Origin of the sequence: Asticcacaulis aquihabitans, assembly GCF_032490435.1 — a bacterium.
In the GTDB taxonomy this organism is placed as follows: domain Bacteria; phylum Pseudomonadota; class Alphaproteobacteria; order Caulobacterales; family Caulobacteraceae; genus Asticcacaulis.
The window spans coordinates 150,732-171,672 of the sequence record NZ_JAVGWM010000002.1; the positions used below are offsets into that span (position 1 = coordinate 150,732).

Sequence of the window (20,941 nt, forward strand, 5' to 3'; positions counted from 1 at the left end):
CCTACCCGATTCGAGACAGGATGAGGCTCGCATTGCTGCCGCCGAAGCCGAAGGCATTGCACAGGCTATGGCGAATGTCCAAGCCCTCGCGTGCCGTGTTCGGCACATAATCAATATCCAACTCCGGATCGGGCGTGCCGAAATTGACTGTCGGCGCCACGAAGCCCGTCCGCACTGCCAATAGACTGGCGAGCAGGCTGACGCCGCCGGCGGCACCCAGCAAATGACCGTGAAAACTCTTGGTCGCTGAAATAGGTAAAGCCGAGGCGTGACTGCCGAATATCGTCTTGATGGCCCGTGTCTCTGAAACGTCTCCGGCCAGGGTCGCTGTGCCGTGCGCACTGACGTGACCAATGTCCTGCGGCGTCAACTCGGCCCCGGCCACGGCCTGGCCAATGGTCTGCGCCTGCAGATCGGCGTTGGGGGCCGTCATGTGACTGGCATCGGAGCGGGCGCCATAGCCCGTCAATTCCGCAAGCGGTTCAGCACCACGCGCCAAAGCTGCCGCTTCACTTTCCAGGACGAAGAACACGCTTCCTTCGCCCAGCAAGAGGCCGCCGCGCTCAAAACAAAAGGGCCGCACCCGCGCGTCGGTCCCCGGCGCCAGCAACCGCATTGCAGCCCAGATCCGAAGCATCGTCAAGGTCAACGGCGCCTCTACTCCCCCGGCTATCACCCGCTCGCAGCGGCCCGACCGGATCAAGGTCATGGCTTCACCGACGGCATGGCTGGCAGAAGAACAGGCCATGGCATAGGTCAAGCTCGGCCCCTGACACCCGTAGGCTATGGAAATCTGGGCGCAAGGTGCATTGGTCATCGACCTGACCAGGGTCGGGCTCTTGACCTCATTCTTGATATGCAGATCAAGCACGCTATCTTCGATGGACGATAGCCCTCCGCCCCCGCACCCGACATAGACACCTGCTGTTTGCAAGGCCGGCCCCGGTTGAAGCCCCGCCATGGTGATGGCGTCGCCCGCCGCGGCGAGAGCCAGAACAGAACACAGGTCGCGCTGCTTGTCGCGTAACGCATCTAACGACGGATCATCGACCCGGCCGCCGGCCCAGGCAGACAGAGCCCCTTCCAGGGGCGCGGTTGCCGCCTGACCGCCCCGGTAAAGAGACACGAGGTCGGGCAAAGTGTTGGCGCCCGGAATTCTAAGCCCATATCCCGTGATAACCACGCGCGGCGGGCGCATCTCAACCCGCCTTCTTTGGCGACGTCTCGATGAGCGCCAGCAACTGGGGAAGGGATTTGACCTCGCGCAACTGACGATCGTCAATCGTGATCCCCAGCCGGTCTTCAAGCGTCATCACAATCTCGATCATTTCGAGAGAATCAATGTTGAGTTCTTCCAAGGTCTGGGCCTGGCGAACGGTCGCCTCCGGCGTGTTCATTTCCTTGGCCACCACCTCGTAGAGAACGTCTTCGGGGGCTTGCATGGGCGTCATGAGTTTGCTTCCGATCTAGACACGGGGCATTGCCGCCGCGTCCGCAGTCTTAAAAAGCTATCGCATTCCCACGTGGATGGTGTGGCGCAAACACGTGGCGGAAGCAAGGCGAATTGCCTAATTTTGTCCAAATTTATGGTGTCTGAAGGCAAAATGGGTCGTGATCGGAGGTCGGTATGTTGAGCCTGGTAATGCTTATGGCGGGGATCGGGGGCACATCACCCGTCGGCAACTGGATGAATGCGGACAAGGACGCGATTATTCACATCCAGCCCTGCCCCAACCATCCGGCGAACTTGTGCGGCCGGATTGCGACGATTCTCGATCCATCCGAAGCCCAGGCGCGTGACGATCACAATCCGAACCCTGCCTTGCGCGCCCGCGCCGTGCTTGGCCTTGAAATTCTCAATGGCTTTGCCCCGACGGCTGCTGGCTGGTCCAACGGCAGCATTTACGACCCTGAAGAGGGGCGGCTATATAGCGGGCTGAACCTGCGAATGGACGGCCGCAATCGCCTTGTCATCTCCAAACCGGCAAACCTTTTATTGTTCAATGGCGAAGTGGGCCGTCAAACCTGGACGCGCGCAGACCCATAAGGAATTTCGGCCAACTATATTGAATTTAAAGCCTAAATCTGCGTGTTGTTAAGGCCATGAATCCAGGAATTATATGTGAGCTTGCGTCTCACTCTGGTAATGGCTCGGCGGAACACCCAGCCAGCGTTTGAACATGGTGGCGAAGGCCGCCGGGCTGTCATAGCCAAGGTCAAGTGCTACCCCCGTCACCGTCTCGCCGCCAGCAAGCCGGGGCAAGGCTGTGAGGACACAGGCCTGCTGCCGCCAGGCCGCGAAGCTCATGCCTGTCTGACGCCTGAACAGGCGCGTAAAGGTCCGACGCTCAAGATTCAGATCGCGGCACCAGTCCTCAATCGTCACACGCGCGTCGGGTCTTGCCAAAAAGGCGTGACACTTGGCAGCGAGCCCCGGCAATTTGGGAAATGGCACGGCCAGAAGGATAGTTGGCGCCCGGTTCACTTCAGCCATCAGAAGGGCCATGACCAGCCCATCCCGCCCGTCGATGTCATATTCCGGCGGGCTCTCCGCCGCCTCGACCAGCAGACTGCGCAAAAGAGCGGACACCACGATCACTTCACATTGAGCCGCGCGCGCGGGACAACACGCGGGCTCAATCAGAACGCTGCGAGTTTTGACGGCCCCGACCATACGAACCGAATGCGGCACGCCGGCGGGGATCCAGACCGCCCGCTCCGGCGGCACAACCCACGCCCCGTGCTCCGTATCGACCGTGATGACACCTTCAGCGGCATATAGAAGTTGGGCGCGCCGATGACTGTGACGCGCCAGTTCAAATTGCGGCGGATAGTCATTGCCGATGGCCACGGCCGGTCGCGGCGTCGCCTCCACATCGTCCGGATTGACATTGCGCATAATTGTCCCATTCGCAAAACTGAATACCCCATACGCGAATGCAGGACAGGCGGCAATGGCGTATCAGGCCAATTGAAAGGATATTGCCATGACCAGTATCGCCGCCACGCCGAAGCCAGAGGCCCAGTCTCCCGATCCAGCCGGGACGATTTTTACCGTCATTCTGGCAATCAGCTTTTGCCACATGCTCAATGACATGATGCAGTCGCTTCTGCCCGCCATTTATCCCGACCTGAAAGCGAAATTCGGTCTAACCTTCGGACAAGTGGGCGTCATCACCCTGGCCTATCAGATTACGGCGTCATTGCTTCAGCCCCTGATCGGGCTCTATGCTGATAAACGGCCGACACCTCTGGCCCTGCCAGGCGGCACTCTGTTTACCCTGGCGGGCCTGATGGTCCTGTCTATTGCCCACGCCTATCCCCTTCTTCTGTTGGGCGCCTGCCTGCTCGGCGTAGGGTCGTCGGTGTTTCACCCGGAATCGTCGCGCGTTGCCCGTATGGCGGCCGGACCACGGCCCGGCCTGGCGCAATCTTTGTTTCAGGTAGGTGGCAACGCCGGTTCAGCGCTCGGCCCGCTGATTGCGGCGCTCGTCGTCATGCGCTGGGGCCAGGGTAGTCTGGCAGCACTCGCCCTGCTGGCTCTCGTATCCTGCGCCATTTTGTGGAACGTCAGCGTGTGGTATAAGCATCATGGCTTAAATCGCCTGATCACGGGCGCCCGCAAAATTTCCAAAAGTCAGTTACCGCCGCAAAAAGCGCTCACCGGGATCGTAATCCTGCTCGTCCTGATCTTTTCCAAGTACGTCTATCTGGCCAGCATTACCAACTACTTCACCTTCTACCTGATCGAGCATTTCGGTGTTTCGGTCCAACAGGCCCAGTTGCGCCTGTTCGTTTTCCTGGCCGCCGTCGCCGTTGGCACCATCGCCGGCGGGCCACTGGGCGACCGGTTCGGACGCAAGTACGTGATCTGGTTCTCCATTCTCGGTACGCTGCCGTTCACGCTTCTCCTGCCCCACGTCGATCTGTTTTGGACCGGCCCCCTGACGGTCATCATCGGCCTGACCCTGGCCTCGGCCTTCCCGGCGATTGTTGTGTTCGCCCAGGAATTGGTCCCCGGCAAGATCGGCATGATCTCAGGCCTGTTCTTCGGGTTTTCTTTTGGCATGGGTGGTCTCGGCGCGGCAGCGCTCGGATTTCTGGCTGATCGGACCAGTCTGGACACGGTTTACGGGCTATGCGCCTTTTTGCCCGCCATCGCCGTTGTCGCCGCGTTTCTACCCAAAACCATCGACTGAGGACACCTGGTGATAGCTTAGTGAGACTTAGGCGCGCGCCTTCACACCCGTATCCGGGAAGTCGGTGAATACGCCGTCTACGCCCATGGCGAAGAGTTGACGATACTCGGCCACAGGATCACCATGGTAGAACGGATCCAGGCGATCATTGCGCATTGTCCAGGTATGGACCTGAAGACCTAAGGCGTGCGCGTCTTCGATCAGCTTACGGTTCAAACGCGGCTTGCCGTCGGAAAAACTGATCAAATATCGTTTCCACGGCGCGACAATATCGGCGTAAGCGGCGATGTCGGCCAAGCCACGCGGCGTTAGCTGGTCCAGGTTATTGCCTGCCCGGCCGGCCACTACCCAGTCATAGGGTTTGTCGGACGGCGGCGTCAGAACCATGTCCCCCTTAGCGTCGGTATCGGACCCATCGACCAATTGCATCAGCCGCACCTGGGTTTTGGCTCGGAGATATTTCAGGTTGGCCGTTTCGAACGACTGGATGATGACCGGCGATGATTTGGCCTCCATGCCAGCATGTCTCAGCATATCCAGCAGCTTATCCTCTATTGGCAGGCCGAGCTCGCGATGAAATGTCGAATGCTTGACTTCCGGATAGATGCCGATGACGCGGCCGACTTCGCGCGTTTTCGCCTGGGCCAAGTCAATCACCTCCTGCAGGGTGACGATGCCATATTGCCCATTGTGGCTCTGATCGCGATCAGCAAAGGCCTGTTTGGCGCGCAAGGTTTTGATTTCCGCCAAGGTGAAATCGCAGGTGAAGAAATCTGTCGTCTGAATGCCGTCCAGCGTTCGGGTGCGTTTGCGGTCGGCGAATTCTGAACGCTCCGCGACGTCGGTCGTCACGGACAGAAGGGGTTCGTGGCGCACAATCAGATGGCCGTCCGAGGTCGAGACCACGTCCGGCTCGATAAAGTCGGCGCCCATCCTTATGGCCAGTTCATAGCCGGGTATCGTATGTTCAGGCAGATAGCCGGGCGCACCCCGATGACCCACGATCAGTGGCTTTCGAGGCGTGGCGGCGTAGGCAAGTGTGGCGGAAGCCATGGTGGCTGCTGCGGCTCCAATAAGGCGGCGGCGGGTCAGATGCATGGTAACGGCCTCAGAGAAAAAAGAAAGGCCAGCCGCATGTGCGGCTGGCCGAAAGCTATGCTCGAGAAATTAGAATGCCTTTTTGACGCTGACGAAGACTTGACGAGGCGCGCCAGGCAGGATGGTCTGGCTGGTGCCCGAAGCGTCGGAATTGACGAAACCGTTCGACCCGATGGTCGAGATGTAGCGTTCATCCGTCAAGTTGGTGACATTCAGTTGCAGCGTCGTACCAATCGTCTGGAAGCGATAGCCAACCGTCAGATCCGTCAAGGTGTTCGAAGGCACTTCACCGCCGACATTTTCATAGGTGTAGTAGCGCTTGTCGGTGTAGTTGACACCCAAGGTGCCAAACAGCGTGCCGTTATCGTAGCCAAGTTCGGTCTTCAGCAAGTTTTTCGGTGTGTTGACGACCGTCTTGCCCTTGGTGTGGGCAAGGATTGTCTTGTCGGCGGCCACAACATCGTCTTCATAGGTCGAGTCGTTGTAGCTGTAGGCGGCGTACAGGTGCCATTGCGGTGTGAACCGATAGGTCCCCGCCAATTCGAGACCGTTGGTCTTCACGCCACCGACGTTAGACAGAACGGGCGCATTGCCTAATATACCCGCGCCTTGGCTCACGGCCAGGATACGATTGTCGAATTTGACGCTGTAGATCGCCGCGACGCCCTGGAATTGCGGGAAGCGGAAGCGCAAGCCCCCTTCCAGCGTCTTGGAGGTTTCAGGCTTCAGGTTGTTCTTTACGTAATCAACATTGACCTGCGATTGCGAGGCGAACGGGCCCGCCGTCGCCGCGGAAACATATGCATCCATATTTTCGGCATACGAACCAAACAGTTCGTAGTGCGAATTCAGCTTATAGACGGCACCAACCTGCGGCAGGAACGTGTCCTTGGACTTGAGCGTTGCGACCAGCGTGCCACCGACAACCTGGTTTACCTTGTTGGTGACTTCAAGTGATTTGAAGCCGTAGTTGACCTTCAAAGCGTCGGTAGCCTGCCAAATGTCCTCGACGTAGAGCTGGGTCGTCTTGGTGTTGAATGCGTATTCCCACTTTGTGAAATATGGGTTCGACTGGAAGCCGAGCGGATCGCGCTTTGGCGCGGTCAGGTTTTCCGCATAATAGCGGCGCGCCTGGTGAAAGTTATTGTCTTCGGTCCAGACGCCGGCCGAAACCTGATGGGCGCCCAGGTCGAATGCAACACCCGCAATGACGCCCGTACGATTGATATTGTATTCAGTCGTGCGCACAGAGAGGGGGGCATTGTCGGTCGTAGCCCCCGCGATGCCGTAATTCGGCGAGGCATTATAGGGTGTGACCCACAGGCCTTGCCCCTTATTGTCGTGATGGTAAAGCGTGCCGTTGATCTTGATCTTGTCGGTTATGGCATTGTCGAACTTAACCGCCGATATCGTATCGTTACGTATACCCGCGCCATAATAATAAGCGTCATCAGGGGTGGCTACACCGTAGGTGGCATAAGGGTTGGTGCCCACACCCGCCCAGTAGCCACTGGCCGGATCAAGCTGACCGGAGAGGTAGTTGGCCGGGTTGTTGAGAACCGAGGCAACGCCAATAGCCTTGGCGTAGTTCGGCTGGAAATTATCCCAGTTGTAGCCGAGGCGCTTGATCATCTCGAACGACATGTCCTGATAATCCTGCTCGCGACGTTCCGAGTGGTTTACGAAAGCGCTTAAAGAGCCTGTGTCGCCAAGCGGCAGCACCCACTTTGTGTCGAACTGTTGCGCTTTCTGTTGGCCGCCGCCTTTCCACTTATCGGTTTTCTGGTCGACCGCTGAAATATAGCCGCGCAAACCGCCAAGGGCGTCGATACTGCCTGTTTCGAAACGGCCATAAACCCGATGCATCGAATCGGAGCCCACAGTCGCCGCCAATTCGCCGCCCATGGTTTTAGACGGATTGCGCGACGTGAATTTCAAGGTACCGCCCATGTTCGACGAGGTCGCCGAATCGAGCGAACCGGCGCCCTGAGCCATATCAACCTTGGCGATGTCTTCATTAATGATGGCGCGCGAGATATGCAGGCCGTTGTAATTGCCATAGCTCATGTCACCGAGCGTAACGCCGTCGAGCGTAAACCCCATCTGGTTTTGATTAAAACCGCGAACCGATATGCGGGCTGACCATTCATAGGCACCGAACGGGTCGGAGGATTGGAACGAGACGCCGGGCAACTTGTCGAGCACTTTCAAAGGACTGGTGCCGGGCGCGACCTTGGTGATGTCGTCGGCCTTGATGGCCTGGGTCTGGCGGCTCTGGCCCTGACCGTAAACCACCACTTCGGTGACTGTATCGGCCGACGGCGTGGCCGCAGACGAGGCGGCAACGTCTTGCGCGTGGACCAGACCTGCGCTCAGCAGCGAAACGGCCGCGACGGACGTAAACAGCGTGATTTTCATAATCTATCCCCTTGCGCACCTCGGCCCAGGGAGTGGCCGGCAGCCAGTGCGCGACATGACATGCGGCCGAAATGACCTCATGGTTAAGCGCACCTAGCGGGCTTGGGTGACAGTTTGAAAACCGTTTTTCGTCGTTTGCGTGTCGGCCAGGCGAAGCTTTTAAGACAAGCCGTAGATAACTGTTTATTATAACTTTTTTAGTGTTCACCTAGTGTGCTTTGGGAGCAACGCTTGGGCAGGAAGCGTGGAGCGCTCATATCTGCTGGGCGAATCTGTCGATCAGCCATTGGGCGGCCGGTCCTGGCGGCGTGTCGGTACGCCAGATGGCATGCATATCGTAGAGGTTGACATGCCAGTCCGGCAGATCAAGCGCCACCAGACGACCGGCTTCAATATCGCCGCGCACCATGAATTCCGGCATGGAGCCCCACCCCACCCCTGCCAACAATAGGGCATGTTTAGAGCCGAGATCCGCCAGACGCCACGTCTTGAGGCCTATCACCCCGAAATCCTGGCCCGCCGTGATCGGTGAGCGGTCGGTGAGGACGAGCTGAATATGATTACGAGCCTCCCCCGGCGATTTCCGGCCCTTTCGCCCCAAGGGATGAAACGGCGCGGCGACAGGTATTAATCGCACCGTCCCAATGTGCCGCCGGTCAAGGCCTTCGATCGACGTGTTCAACGGCCCGCTGATGCCTACGACCGCGCTTTTTGCAACAACCAGCTGGGCGATTGCGCCAAGTGCCTCGACGTGCAGGCGCAAAGGTATGATCGGAAATGAGGCCTGAAAGGCCTGCAAGGCATCGACCAGCCGGGCGGTCGGCAGCATGACATCTACCGCAATGGAGACTTCGGCCTCCTGGCCTTCACGCAGACTTTTGACTCGGGCGCGCAAGATATCGACCCCGTGGGTCACGGTCCGCGCTTCGGACAGCACAGCCTTGCCCGCCGCAGTCAGTTCTGGCTTGCGCGTGCCGATCCGATCAAACAAGGACACGCCGAGTTGTCCCTCAAGATTATCTATGGCGTAGGTAATGGCCGACGTCGCCCGATTCAGGCGCCGCGCCGCCGCTGCGAAGCTGCCCGCCTCGACAACGCAAAGCAGGACCTGGAGCTGATCGAAGGTCGGTGTACCGGGATTTGACATTTCAAATTATCCGAAAAGTTTCTTCGACATTATACGGATTTTCGGAACAATCTACTTCGATTATTGTCGCTTCATCGTCCAGGAGTTTCCGATGACAGCCGTGATCGCTGAAAAAACCGCTCTAACCCGCCGTGCCATCATCAGCCGGCACGCAGCGTTCCGGACCCTGGAAGGCGACAGGTTCGAGGTGCGCCGCGCCATTCCGTCGAAGGCTTACGAGGCCGTGGGGCCGTTCATCTTTCTCGACCATTTCGGCCCCATCGAATTTCTGCCCGGCGACGCCAAGGGCGCGTCCGCCCATCCGCACGCAGGTATAGAAACTCTGACGCTTCTGCTCGAAGGCCGTAGCGTACATAAGGACAGCCTGGGCAACACCAGTGTCATGCAGCCGGGCGAGGTCCAATGGATGCGCGCGGGGCGCGGCATCATTCATGATGAAGGTCCCGATGAAGATATTCAACGCACAGGCGGCCGCAATCACGGCATTCAACTGTGGCTGAACATGCCCAAGGGTCAGAAGCATGGCGACCCGCTTTATCGTCATTTCCTGGCCGCCGACATTACCGTGATTTATGGCGACAAGGCGTCGGCGCGGATCGTTGCCGGCACCGTCAACGCCGTGACCGGGCCGTTGAATAGCACCGGCGCACCGGTCGTGGTTCATGCTTCGGTGAAGGCCGGCGGGTCAATCACGCTTGGCATCGCCGCCCGTGAACTGGCCGTCTACACCATGACCGGCCTGGCTCTCATCGACGAACAAGGCATCGCGCCGGGTGAACTGGTCCGCCTGGGGCCCGGCGACACGCTAACCCTGACGAGCGATCAGGACAGTGAAATTCTATTGGTCGGTGGCGATCCGCTCGATGCGCCCATCGTTCGTCATGGCCCCTTCGTCATGAATACCATCGATGAACTGGAACAGACAGTCCGCGACTACTATGCGGGCCGGATGGGCCGGATCTGACAGACGTACCCTTTTTTCCTCCCCAACCCCAAACGCAACTAAGGATTATGCAAATGGCTAAGGTTCTCGTTCTCTACTATTCCTCCTACGGTCACATCGAAACCATGGCGAAGGCCGTCGCCGAAGGCGCGCGCGAAGCGGGCGCTCAGGTCGATATCAAGCGTGTTCCCGAAACCGCGCCGCTGGAGGTTGCTAAGGCGGCCCATTTCAAACTGGATCAAGAGGCGCCGATCGCCACCATCGCCGACCTGGAAAACTATGACGCCGTCGTGATCGGCGTCGGCACCCGCTTCGGCCGCCTGGCGTCGCAAATGGCGGCCTTCCTCGATCAGGCCGGCGGCTTGTGGGCACGCGGCGCGCTCCATGGCAAGGTGGGCGGCGCCTTTACCTCGACGGCCACCCAACACGGTGGCCAGGAAACGACGCTGTTTTCCATCATCACCTCCCTGTTGCACTTCGGCATGACGGTTGTCGGTCTCGATTACGGACATGCCGGCCAAATGACGCTGGACGAAGTGACCGGAGGCTCGCCCTATGGCGCCACCACCATTACGGGCGGCGATGGATCGCGTCAGCCGAGCGAGAACGAACTGATGGGCGCCCGCTACCAGGGCCGCAAGATAGCCGAAACGGCGATCAAGCTGCACGGCTAAGCCTGACGGGCCGCCTGCTCAGGCGGCCCGTTTTCTTATTTTCTGGGAGACTGACATGGCACGCGCCACTGCTCACATCGGCACCGAGACATATGCCACCACTCTTCACGTCGCCGGCCGCACCCTCGTCTCCGACGAGCCGGTCGCCAATGGCGGCCAGGATGCCGGCCTAGCGCCCTACGATTTTCTGTTGTCAGCCCTCGCCTCCTGCACAGCCATCACCTTGCGCATGTATGCCAATCACAAGGGCTGGCCCGTTACATCCGTTGACGTGGCCCTGCATTTTTATCGCGATGGCGAAAAGGAAATTATCGACCGGGTGGTGACCGTTGACGGCGATCTGACCGCTGACCAGCGTGAACGCCTGCTTCAGGTCACAGAACGCACGCCGGTGACAAAAACGCTTAAGCAAGGCCTCACTATCGCGACCTCATTGGAAGTCGCCACGCGATAAACAAGGCATCGCGGCAGGCGCATCATCGCAATGCAATAATTGTTAATCAATTTTAGCCACCATTTGAAACTATCTTTTCAGCACGCGGCGTCAGACCGCGATGGGGCTATAGATTCTTATGAGCGAACACGTCTTATTCGTCGACTTCAGCAGTGACAACAGCGTCCGAATAACCATGGCAAAGCCGGGCCGCCGCCCGCCGCCCGCCAATCTTTACCAATGCGCCTCCCTGGGCGAACTCGACACCGCGCTTCAAGATTTTCTAGCGCGCGCCGAAGAGCCGGACCTGATGGCCGCCGCGTTGTCGGTGTGCGGGTGGGAACGTGACGGCGCCTTTGAAATGCCCAACCACAGTTATCGCATCGAACGCAGTTGGCTCAAGGACAGGCTCAATATCAGTCGCCTACACCTGGTCAATGACTGTGTAGCGACGGCGCTGGCCATAGAACGCCTGGAAGGTCCGGAGCGTCATGTCATCTGTGGCGGCAAGGACGACCCGACCCAGATGAAAGCCATGATCGCCATCGGACGCGGTTTAGGCACGACCTGCATATTCACCGACGAAATGGGCAATCCGGTCGCCATGCCCTGTGCCGGCGGCCATAGCGACCTGCCCGCGACCACCGAACGGGAATTCGCCATCGTCAGCCGCATGGCCCAGACATACGGTCATGTGTCGCGCGTGCGCGCCGTCTCGACCGCAGGCCTGGTCGAGGTATACAATCTCCTGAACACCATCGACGGCCAGTCAAACTGGTCTTCGGATGCAGCAGGCATTGTCGAACTGGCGCGCAATGCCGACGCCCTGGCGCAGGAAGCCATCACTCTGGTGACGGGCTGGTTGGCTGCCACGGCGTCCGATACGGCGCTGTGTACCGGTGCGCGCGGTGGCGTATTCCTGGCAGGGTCCTTTTTCGACTTGCTGGGCGATATGTTCGATCCAGCCTACTTTGCCAGACGGTTCTGCGCCAAGGGCCGCCTGACGGCCTATCTCGAAGACATACCTGTCTATCTGGTACAGACCCAGGAGCCGGAGATGGTCGGCCTGAGCACCTTGTTCGCCTAAGCCAATCCAGCGCTTCCGATCAGACGTCCGTCTCGGCCAGGGACAACAGACCCGCATTGCCACCAGCCGAGGTCGTGTCGATACTGACGGTGCGTTCGGTTACGAAGCGCATCAGGAAGTGCGGACCGCCTGCCTTTGGCCCCGTCCCCGACAGCCCTTCGCCACCGAAGGGCTGAGACCCCACCACAGCGCCGATCATTGAGCGATTGACGTAGAGGTTGCCGACGCGAGCGGACGCCGCCACGATGTCAGCCGTTGCCTTTATGCGGCTGTGCAGGCCCATGGTGAGGCCGTAACCCTTGGCGTTGATGCGCGCGACGACGTCTTGCAGTTCGCCCGCTTTCCACGTCGCCACATGCAGAAGCGGCCCGAACCATTCCTGCCCCAGGTCATCCAGGCTGCGCAGCCGGATAAGGGTCGGCGCCACGAAGGTTCCGTCGCTCTCAGGCACATTCAGCGTGTGAACCCAATCCGCTCGAACCGACTGGCGATAGGCTTCCAACCGGTCACGTGCGGCCGTGTCGATTACGGGACCCACATCTGTACGGATGTCCGATGGGTCACCCACGACCAGCGCGTCCATGGCGCCGGCCAGCATGGTCAGGACGGTTTCGGCGATGTCTTCCTGAAGCAGCAGCAGACGAAGCGCCGAACACCGTTGGCCGGCACTGCGGAACGCAGAGGTCACGACGTCGGCGACAACCTGCTCCGGCAGGGCTGAAGAATCGACAATCATCGCGTTCAGGCCACCGGTTTCGGCGATCAGGGGCACGATGGGGCGATTGTCATCTTTGAGCAGGTTGCGCGCAATCGCCCGGGCCGTCGGCATGGACCCGGTAAAGGCCACGCCATTGACCTGAAGATTTGAAATGAGCGCGTCGCCGACCTCTACGCCCCCCGGCAGGAAGTGCAGGATGTCGGATGGAATGCCAACTTGATGCGCCAGTTCGACAGCCCGGAACGCGATCAGCGGTGTCTGCGGCGCTGGCTTGGCCACCACGGCGTTGCCGGCAACGAGGGCCGCCGTTACCTGGCCCAGGAAGATGGCCAGGGGGAAATTCCACGGCGAGATACAAGCAAAGACACCACGGCCTACCAGGCGCAGCTCATTACTTTCGCCTGTCGGGCCCGGCAGATATTCGGACCGAAGGGTGGCGCGTGCGTGCACGGCATAGTACCGGCAAAAATCGACCGCTTCGCGGACTTCAGCCACAGCGTCGCCGACGGTCTTGCCCGCTTCGAGTACGGCCAAGCGCATCAGCTCCAGCCGATGAGTTTCAAGCAAATCCGCCAGCCTGTCCAGGCAGTCAGCCCGCTCAGCCACTGGCCGGGCGTTCCACGCGGGGGCAGCCGCCGTAGCCGACGCAATCGCCCGGCGCACGTCATAGGACACGGCTTCGATTACGGAGCCCACGACAACAGTCGGATCGGCCGGACTGCGCACCGCAACCGCGTCACCGGTTACGCGCTGCCCGGAAACGATGGCCGCAGCCCGGACCGGCAGGCCGTCGGCCGAGCGCATCGCGTTCATGACGACGGACAGGGTTTCAGCATCGTTCAGGTCGAGACCCGACGAATTGCGCCGGCTGGGAAAAAGATCGGCAGGCGCCGAAATAGCGGGGTGGGGACGCCCCCCGACATTACGTATATGGGTGGCGGGATCGGCCAAGAGCGTATCCTCTGAAAGGCTGGTGTCGGCGAGTTGATGTACGAATGAGCTATTGGCGCCGTTTTCCAACAGGCGCCGCACGAGGTAGGCCAAAAGTTCGCGGTGGCCGCCGACCGGCGCATAGGTCCGACAGTGGAAACCCTCCTGACGGACCAGACGTTCATGCAGGCCTTCGCCCATGCCATGAAGGCGCTGGAATTCGAAATCGCGGCGCGGACCTACCCAATCGATCAGGGTGGCTACGGTCAGGGCATTGTGGCCGGCAAAGGCGGGGAAGATATGCGAGGCGTCGAGCATGTCGCGCGCGCAGGCCAGGTAAGATACGTCCGTCGCCGCCTTGCGCGTAAACACAGGATGACCGCTGAGGCCTTCGACCTGGGCGCGCTTGATTTCGCTGTCCCAGTAGGCTCCCTTGACCAGTCGGACCATAAGGCGGTTACCCGTGGCCGTCCCCAAGGCCTGAGCCCAGGAAATCACGGGCCGGGCCCGCTTGCCATACGCCTGGACGGCCATGCCGAACCCGTCCCATCCGGCCAGTTCCGGATCGCGGGCAACGCCTTCGATGATGTCTAGGGACATGACCAGCCGCTCGGTTTCTTCGGCATCGATGGTCAGCCCAACACCAAGCCCGGCCGCCTGGCGGGCCAGTTGGCGGACGATTTCGGTCAGTTCCGGCACGCAGGTCCTGGCATGCGCGACTTCATACCGCGGATGGAGCGCGGACAGCTTGACCGAAATATTGTGCCCCTTCCCGCCGTCGCCCTTGCCCACGGCAGCAATCGCATCGGCATAGGACTGATAATAGCGGTCAGCGTCGACGAAGGTGCGGGCCGATTCCCCGAGCATGTCGAAACTGGCGTTAAAGCCTTCGTTTTCCGGGCGGGCGGCGCGGGCAAGCGCCTCCTCTATGTTTCGCCCCATAACGAAAACGGAGCCCATCATGCGCATCGCGGTGGCCACCCCGGCACGAACAAAGGGTTCCCCTGCCCGCGCCAGCAGGCGTTTCAGGACGCCAGCGTCCACATCGGCCACCAGAGCCCGGGTGAGCACCAAGCCGAAGGTGGCGGCATTGACCAGCGTCGATGACGATTGACCCGAATGCGCGCGCCAGTCGGCGTCACCCAACTTGTCGCGGATCAACTGATCGGCGGTGCCACTGTCCGGCACGCGCAGATAGGCTTCGGCGAGGGACAGAAGCGCTATGCCCTCCTGGGTATTGAGGCGGTATTCATGCAGAAAGCGGTTGATCCAGCCCGTGTCCTGCGCCGCGCGCAAATCGTTCAGGATCAGGCGCGCCTGGGTCAGGATGCGGTCGCGCCCGTCGGTGTCAAGGGTTGCCGCTGGCAGCAGGCCGTCCAGGACCTCCGCCTCATCGGCCCGAAACAGTGCCGCCATCTGCGAGCAAGCGAAGGTGAGCGCGCCTTCCATCTTCATTGACAGTGTCTCCCATAGGTATTTATCCTGTATATGCGCAGATTGGCCAAATGTGCTTGGTATTTAGGGCGCATTATCCGAATAATATTCGCCACAAGGCGGTAAATTTTGAGGAATATTTTCATGCTGGATGATACGGACCGGCGTCTTTTGCGCCTGCTTCAGGCGGATGGACGCATTACCAATCAGGCCCTGGCGGACGCCTGCCATATCTCCGCAGCCGCCTGTTTCGACCGGGTAAAGCGCCTGAGACACAAAGGCTTTATCCTGGGGACCATGGCGGTTCTGGACCCGGTCAAGCTGGACCGGGCCCTGCTGATTTTTGTCGAGGTGTTACTCGACCGGACAACCGGCGACCTGTTCGAAGAGTTTGCCCGCGCGGTGAACCGACATCCGGAAATCATGGAGTGCCATATGGTCGCCGGCGGTTTCGACTATCTGATCAAGGCACGTGTCAAGGATATGGCGGCCTATCGCAACTTTCTGGGCGACACATTGGTCAGCCTGCCCGGCGTACGCGAGACGCGGACCTATGCCGTCCTAGAGGAGGTCAAGAATACCTTGTCCTTGCCGGTTTAGACTATTGCGGCACGGTTGGACGACGCTTGGCCCGAAAACGGCAGTGTTCGGCCTAATTGCCGGCTGTGCCTAGGGAACCGTCGCGCTAGAACGGGCCATGGACCCGAAACCCGCCAAATATGGCCCGAATTCCGAAGACGATGTCATTGACCTCGTCACCCGTTTTCCATTCGCCTGGATCGTGTCCAGCGAAGCCGCATTCAACGCCACTCCCCTGCCTATACGGCCGCACGTCGCCGACGGCCGCCTGGTCGCCCTCATCGGGCATTTTGGCCGCCACAACCCGCAGGTGGAACGGCTACGCGCACATCCTCGTGCACACCTGCTGTTCACAGGTGCGCACGGCTATATATCACCGTCCTGGCTGAGCGACCGCACACAGGCACCGACCTGGAACTATGCCAGCGTAACCTTCGCCTGTGACATTCACCTGATCGAGGACGCCTCCGGCATCGAAGCCCTGCTACGTGATCTTATCGATACACAGGAAGCCGGGCGCGAGCAGGCCTGGTCGCTAGACGATATGGGCGAGCGCGCGGCGCGGCTGGCGCGTGGCGTTATCGGTTTCCGGGCGGATATTGTCGATAGCCAGGCGTCGTTCAAGCTCGGACAGGACGAAGCCGACCGCGAATATCGCGAAATCCTGACCGCCCTGGATCGCGACAGCGCGACCGACCTTGCCGAGGCCATGCGGCGGCAAAATCCACATCGGTAAGACTCAAGTCGCGGTGGTTTTTGCCAGGTGGCTGAAATATTGGCTGGGCGGCGTGCCAAAAGCACGCTGGAACATGGTGCCGAAGGCGCTGGGGCTATTATAGCCCACTTCGTAGGCAACCGCAGTCACCGATTTACCTGACGCCAGCATGGATACGGCTTCGGCCAGTCGCACCTGCTGACGCCATTCCGAAAAGCTGATGCCCGTTTCCCGGCGGAAGGCGCGCGTGAAGGTGCGCCGCCCCATGCAGGCGACGTCCGCCCAATGGTCTAGATCGTCCTCACTGGCCGGATCGGCCATAATGGCGCGGCAAATCCGCACCAGACGCGGGTCCAGGGGCATGGGGATGTTGAGCGCCGATGCCGGATGCTCAACCGCCTCGGCGATCTCATCCAGAATCAAAGCCATAATGCGCGCTTCGCGACCATTGAGACTATATTCTATGGGCAGGTTGCCCGCTTCGATAATCAGCTCGCGCAGGAGCGGCGATATTTTCAGACTTTGACACTGCTTGGGCAAACGAGAGTCAGCGTCTGGTTCAACATAAAGCGTCCGCAACGAGACATGCCCCCGGCAATGGGCTTCGTGGCGCACACCCGCCGGCATCCACACGCCACGCTGCGGCGGGATGGTGAAGCTAACCTCGTCGGTTATGACTGACATCACGCCAGCTGTGGCGTACAGCAGTTGCGCCCGCTCGTGACTGTGCGGCGGATCGACGTAGTCCGGGGCATATTCGTCGATCAGCACCCCAATAGGGCGGTTGACCCGTTGATAGTCTTCACCATGCGTGCTGCGTGTCACCATGTGGCCCGTTATAGAGGATTTCGGCTCCATTCGCTGTAGCGCGCCAGTCACAGCGTCGATAAAATGATCGGACGTCCGGGAGCAAGGTTCCATCGAAGCCAGCGAGATTACGGTAAGAAGGTTGGGGGATGGACCCCGGAATGCCGGATGTCCCTGAATAAACGCTACTTGACCCAAAAAAGACAGACGCCCCCACAATATCATCGCACAGTGGATGACATGCAGATCAAGATCATTCACCGCTATATAAGCCTTATATTTGCCACCCTGTGGGCTTTTCAGGCCCTCACGGGATGTCTGATCGTGTTTCGCTGGGAGCTGGATGACGCCGGTGTCCCGGGTAAACACGTGACATTCGACCGCCACGCTATGGGCGCACGTCTCGACGCGCTGGTCTCGGAGCCGGATACACAGGTCTCATCCGTCTGGGCGGCGACGGGCCGGGGCGACCGCTTCGACATCTTTTATTCACGGGCGGGACAGGACCGGACGTTGCGCGTTGATGGCCATGGCAAGACCTTACGTGACCGAAACAACGCCACCTTGTCGGACGGCAATATCTACGACCGGCTGAGCGACCTGCATATGGCGCTTATGCTGGGCGATGCCGGCCGCGCCTTTCTGGGTTTCAGTGGACTATTGTTACTGAGTAATTTGGCGCTTGGCCTAAAACTGGCCTGGCCGCGCGCGGGCCAGTGGATGAAGGCGCTTCGCGCGCCAAAGGGCAAAACCGCCATGCCGCTGCTATATGGCTGGCACCGAACCCTGGGTCTGTGGCTATGTGTGCCGGCCATCCTTACGGTGACAGCGGGCGCTCTTCTGGCCTTCGATGACGGCCTGGCCAGCCTATTGAAAGCGGACATACCGCAACCGCAAACCCCACGGACCGTGTTCGAAGATAAAGTTGGACGGGTAATCGCGCCGTCACAGGCCTTGAATGCTGCCCTCGACACCTATCCCGGCGCTACGCTTTCGGGATTTTCCACGCCGAAAGACAAAGCGCCCTGGTACCGCGTGCGCTTACGGGCCGCTGGGGAAATGCCGCGCATATGGGGCATGACAACTGTCTATATAGACGCCGGGGATGGGCACGTTCTTAATACCTACGACGCCCGCCAGACCCACGGTCCAGCCAGAATGCTGCTCGACACCCTGTACCCCTTGCATACAGGCCAAATTGGCGGGGTTGCGGGCCGGATTGTGCAATTGCTCATTGGCCTGTGGCTCACCTCCATGATCGGTTTGGGTATCAGCCTGTGGTGGACGCGCAAACGCCTTATGAAACAACCCATCAAGCAATAATCATACATGCCAGAAATAAAATGTTGCGCCGCACAAAAACATTTTACATCCTGACCCGATTTGACACGGCTAAAGGGGTAAACTGCAGCACTTTGGCCACACGCGCATCGTCATCCACTTTACGCGGCCTGATCGCAATACAAACTGTCCTCCGCAAAACATCGGGCGGAAAAAAAAGAGAGTTACAGTTTCATTACGTTAACGCGACACTTTCTTTTCATGGGCAATTCAATAAGGAGCGGAATTGAAATGCTGACCCAACGGACTTCATTGAAGACAACTCTCACCCGGGCCATGCTACTGGCCAGCGCGGCCTCCTGCCTGGCGGGCATCGCCGTCGCCCAGGAGGACAGCGGCGTCCAGACGACCCGCGAAACCGTCGGCGGTTCCACGCTCGTCATCGTCAAATCCAAGCGCTTTGTGCCACAAGGTGCCATCTCGGCCAGCAAGACGGCTATTCCCCTGATCCAGACGCCGCAATCGGTGTCGGTCATTACCCGCGACCAAATCGATCTGCTGGGCTTCACGGACCTGCAGCAGGCGGTCAGGTACACATCGGGCGCGTTCGGTGAAAACTACGGCCCCGACCTGCGCTTCGACTTTGTCACGGTGCGTGGCTTTACACCCAAACAATATATAGACGGCCTGGCGGCGCCTGTTACGACAACTATTTCCAGCGTCGGCGTCGATCTTTACGCCTTTGAGTCCGCCGATATTCTCAAGGGGCCCTCTTCGGTTCTGTACGGCAACACGCCGCCGGGCGGCCTTTATAATGAAACCAGCCGTCGCGCTTCCAGCACTTTTGGCGGCGAAATTCAGGCCAAGCTTGGCTCGTATGACTACAAGTCGCTGGCGGGCACGGTAACGGGCGCGCTCAGCGATTCCGTTTCGGGTCGCCTGACGGCCCTCTATCTGGATCGCGGCGCCGAACGCAACGGCGTCTCGGCCAAGCGGACGCTTCTGGCACCGACCGCGACCTGGAAGATCAGCAGCGACACCCGCCTGACCGGCCTGGCCTATTATCAATATGACGAGGTGCTGGGCGACACCAACGGCTTCCTTCCGGTCAAGGGCACGCTGGAAAGCAACCCTTACGGCGAAGTGCCGGAAAACGCCAATCTGGGCGAACCCGGATACAACAGCTACAAGCGTCGCCAGTTCGGCGTCGGCTACGACTATTCTCACAAGATCGCGGACGGATTGACCTTCTCGTCCAACGCCAAGGTTAGCGATTATTACGAACACAGCCTGGTCATCTACGGCGGCTGGCTTGATGGGGATAACCGCACGGTTCATCGCTATAACTTCCCATATGAAGAAAAGGTGGAAAGCCTGGCCATCGATAACCGGCTGGAATGGAACGCCAATACCGGCGCCGTTACACACAAGGTCTTGGCCGGCATCGACTATCGCAACGTCAAGAATTTCGCCCAATACGGCTTCGCCTCGGCCAGCGATATCGACCTGTTCGCGCCGGTCTACAGCACTAACCCTTCGGCCATCGTAACCCCGGCCTGGGTGCCCTACGCCAATCAGCGCCTGAAGCAGACCGGGCTTTACGTCCAGGATCATATCGGCTTCGGCAAACTGTTCCTTACAGCGGCCGGGCGCTACGATACCGATGAGATCGAACAACTCTCGGGCGGTAGCAAGACCAAGGACGATGCCTTCACCTATCGTCTCGGCGCCAACTATGTAATGGAGTCGGGCTTTGCGCCCTACGTGTCCTATTCGACATCGTTCGAGCCCGTCGTCGGTACCGACACCTCAACCGGAAACGCCTTCAAACCCTCCGAAGGCAAGCAGTGGGAAGGCGGCGTGAAATACGACGGCCGCACCCTGGACAACGGCGTGAAGATCTTCGCCACGGCGGCGGTCTACGATATCAAGCAGACCAATATCGTCTCCACGGTCTATTCGCCTGCTTTTGCCAGCACCCAGGTCGGCGAAGCCGAGGTAAAGGGTTTCGAAGCTGAGTTCGTGGCCCGGATCAATGAACAGCTGTCGATCAACGGGTCCTATACCTACACCGACAGCAAGGTCCTCAAGAGCAACAGCCCAGCGGAAGTGGGCGGTCCCTTGCCGACCACCCCCAAGGACAAGGCGTCGATCTTCGCCGACTACACGCTGAAATCCGGCAGCCTGGGCGGTCTGGGCTTCGGCCTGGGCGTCCGCTATACCTCCAAGAGCGCCGGCTCTTTCGGCGGCGGCTATTATGGCCAGCAATCCCTCTTGGTGGATACAGCCGTGCACTACGACACACCAGACTGGCGCCTGGCCTTGAATGGCAGCAATATAACCGACGTCAAATATGTCGCCCGCTGCTCCGGCGCGGTTGGCTGCACCTACGGCGCAGGCCAGAGCTGGACGGCTACGCTGACGCGTAAATTCTAACCCCTCGCCGGCACTTCCCTCTCGGAGGTGCCGGCACCTTCA

The 20,941-nt window shown here is 59.8% G+C and carries 18 protein-coding genes; 10 read left to right on the forward strand and 8 right to left on the reverse strand.

Features of this window, described 5'->3' with window-relative positions; all coding sequences use genetic code 11:
* Position 1 precedes the first annotated feature (1 nt).
* Together RCJ00_RS07685 and RCJ00_RS07690 are read right to left on the reverse strand one after the other, a co-directional pair.
* A complete protein-coding gene (locus tag RCJ00_RS07685) occupies positions 2-1,198 on the reverse strand; it encodes a beta-ketoacyl-[acyl-carrier-protein] synthase family protein (protein ID WP_316221213.1) in 1,197 nt (398 codons plus the stop codon).
* A 1-nt stretch (position 1,199) separates the two neighbouring features.
* Positions 1,200-1,451 (reverse strand): acyl carrier protein, encoded by a 252-nt coding sequence (locus tag RCJ00_RS07690; RefSeq protein ID WP_316221214.1) that lies wholly within the window; start codon positions 1,449-1,451, stop codon positions 1,200-1,202.
* A 176-nt stretch (positions 1,452-1,627) separates the two neighbouring features.
* On the opposite strand from RCJ00_RS07690, the gene RCJ00_RS07695 reads away from it, so the two are divergent.
* Entirely contained in the window at positions 1,628-2,047 is a 420-nt protein-coding gene (locus tag RCJ00_RS07695; protein ID WP_316221215.1) for a DUF2147 domain-containing protein, read from the forward strand.
* A gap of 69 nt (positions 2,048-2,116) precedes the next feature.
* On the opposite strand, the gene RCJ00_RS07700 is transcribed toward RCJ00_RS07695, so the two are convergent.
* Positions 2,117-2,899, reverse strand: a complete 783-nt coding sequence (locus tag RCJ00_RS07700) for an AraC family transcriptional regulator (protein WP_316221216.1) — start codon at positions 2,897-2,899, stop codon at positions 2,117-2,119.
* Positions 2,900-2,987: 88 nt separating this feature from the next.
* On the opposite strand from RCJ00_RS07700, the gene RCJ00_RS07705 reads away from it, so the two are divergent.
* Positions 2,988-4,199, forward strand: coding sequence for an MFS transporter (locus RCJ00_RS07705; protein ID WP_316221217.1), 1,212 nt, complete (start codon positions 2,988-2,990; stop codon positions 4,197-4,199).
* Between the two features lie 27 nt (positions 4,200-4,226).
* Here the strand turns inward: RCJ00_RS07705 and RCJ00_RS07710 are convergent, their stop codons facing one another.
* The 3 genes from RCJ00_RS07710 to RCJ00_RS07720 form a co-directional block, all read right to left on the reverse strand.
* Positions 4,227-5,297 (reverse strand): glycerophosphodiester phosphodiesterase, encoded by a 1,071-nt coding sequence (locus RCJ00_RS07710; RefSeq protein WP_316221218.1) that lies wholly within the window; start codon positions 5,295-5,297, stop codon positions 4,227-4,229.
* A 69-nt stretch (positions 5,298-5,366) separates the two neighbouring features.
* The gene (locus tag RCJ00_RS07715) at positions 5,367-7,715 is read right to left on the reverse strand and encodes a TonB-dependent receptor (RefSeq protein ID WP_316221219.1); all 2,349 of its coding nucleotides are present in this window, start codon (positions 7,713-7,715) and stop codon (positions 5,367-5,369) included.
* Positions 7,716-7,968: 253 nt separating this feature from the next.
* On the reverse strand, positions 7,969-8,862 hold the full coding sequence (locus tag RCJ00_RS07720; protein ID WP_316221220.1) for a LysR family transcriptional regulator: 894 nt from the start codon (positions 8,860-8,862) through the stop codon (positions 7,969-7,971).
* 91 nt (positions 8,863-8,953) lie between these two features.
* Here RCJ00_RS07720 and RCJ00_RS07725 point away from each other — a divergent pair, with 91 nt between their 5' ends.
* The 4 genes from RCJ00_RS07725 (at position 8,954) to RCJ00_RS07740 (ending at position 11,999) form a co-directional block, all read left to right on the forward strand.
* On the forward strand, positions 8,954-9,826 hold the full coding sequence (locus RCJ00_RS07725; RefSeq protein ID WP_316221221.1) for a pirin family protein: 873 nt from the start codon (positions 8,954-8,956) through the stop codon (positions 9,824-9,826).
* A 53-nt stretch (positions 9,827-9,879) separates the two neighbouring features.
* Positions 9,880-10,479: an NAD(P)H:quinone oxidoreductase gene (gene wrbA / locus RCJ00_RS07730; RefSeq protein WP_316221222.1), complete on the forward strand. Its 600-nt coding sequence runs from the start codon at positions 9,880-9,882 to the stop codon at positions 10,477-10,479.
* Positions 10,480-10,534: 55 nt separating this feature from the next.
* On the forward strand, positions 10,535-10,933 hold the full coding sequence (locus tag RCJ00_RS07735) for an OsmC family protein (protein ID WP_316221223.1): 399 nt from the start codon (positions 10,535-10,537) through the stop codon (positions 10,931-10,933).
* Positions 10,934-11,051: 118 nt separating this feature from the next.
* Positions 11,052-11,999, forward strand: a complete 948-nt coding sequence (locus tag RCJ00_RS07740; protein ID WP_316221224.1) for a glucokinase — start codon at positions 11,052-11,054, stop codon at positions 11,997-11,999.
* Positions 12,000-12,018: 19 nt separating this feature from the next.
* Here the strand turns inward: RCJ00_RS07740 and putA are convergent, their stop codons facing one another.
* Positions 12,019-15,102, reverse strand: coding sequence for a bifunctional proline dehydrogenase/L-glutamate gamma-semialdehyde dehydrogenase PutA (gene putA, locus RCJ00_RS07745; protein WP_316221225.1), 3,084 nt, complete (start codon positions 15,100-15,102; stop codon positions 12,019-12,021).
* A gap of 123 nt (positions 15,103-15,225) precedes the next feature.
* Here putA and RCJ00_RS07750 point away from each other — a divergent pair, with 123 nt between their 5' ends.
* A complete protein-coding gene (locus RCJ00_RS07750) occupies positions 15,226-15,681 on the forward strand; it encodes an Lrp/AsnC ligand binding domain-containing protein (protein ID WP_316221226.1) in 456 nt (151 codons plus the stop codon).
* A gap of 97 nt (positions 15,682-15,778) precedes the next feature.
* The gene (locus RCJ00_RS07755; RefSeq protein ID WP_316221227.1) at positions 15,779-16,396 is read left to right on the forward strand and encodes an FMN-binding negative transcriptional regulator; all 618 of its coding nucleotides are present in this window, start codon (positions 15,779-15,781) and stop codon (positions 16,394-16,396) included.
* 3 nt (positions 16,397-16,399) lie between these two features.
* Here RCJ00_RS07755 and RCJ00_RS07760 read toward each other — a convergent pair whose 3' ends face one another.
* Positions 16,400-17,203 carry an AraC family transcriptional regulator gene (locus RCJ00_RS07760; RefSeq protein ID WP_316221228.1) on the reverse strand — a complete coding sequence of 268 codons (804 nt, stop codon included), beginning with the start codon at positions 17,201-17,203 and terminating at the stop codon, positions 16,400-16,402.
* A gap of 147 nt (positions 17,204-17,350) precedes the next feature.
* Here RCJ00_RS07760 and RCJ00_RS07765 point away from each other — a divergent pair, with 147 nt between their 5' ends.
* The gene (locus tag RCJ00_RS07765; RefSeq protein WP_316221229.1) at positions 17,351-18,505 is read left to right on the forward strand and encodes a PepSY-associated TM helix domain-containing protein; all 1,155 of its coding nucleotides are present in this window, start codon (positions 17,351-17,353) and stop codon (positions 18,503-18,505) included.
* A gap of 249 nt (positions 18,506-18,754) precedes the next feature.
* A complete protein-coding gene (locus RCJ00_RS07770) occupies positions 18,755-20,899 on the forward strand; it encodes a TonB-dependent siderophore receptor (RefSeq protein ID WP_316221230.1) in 2,145 nt (714 codons plus the stop codon).
* Positions 20,900-20,941 lie beyond the last annotated feature (42 nt).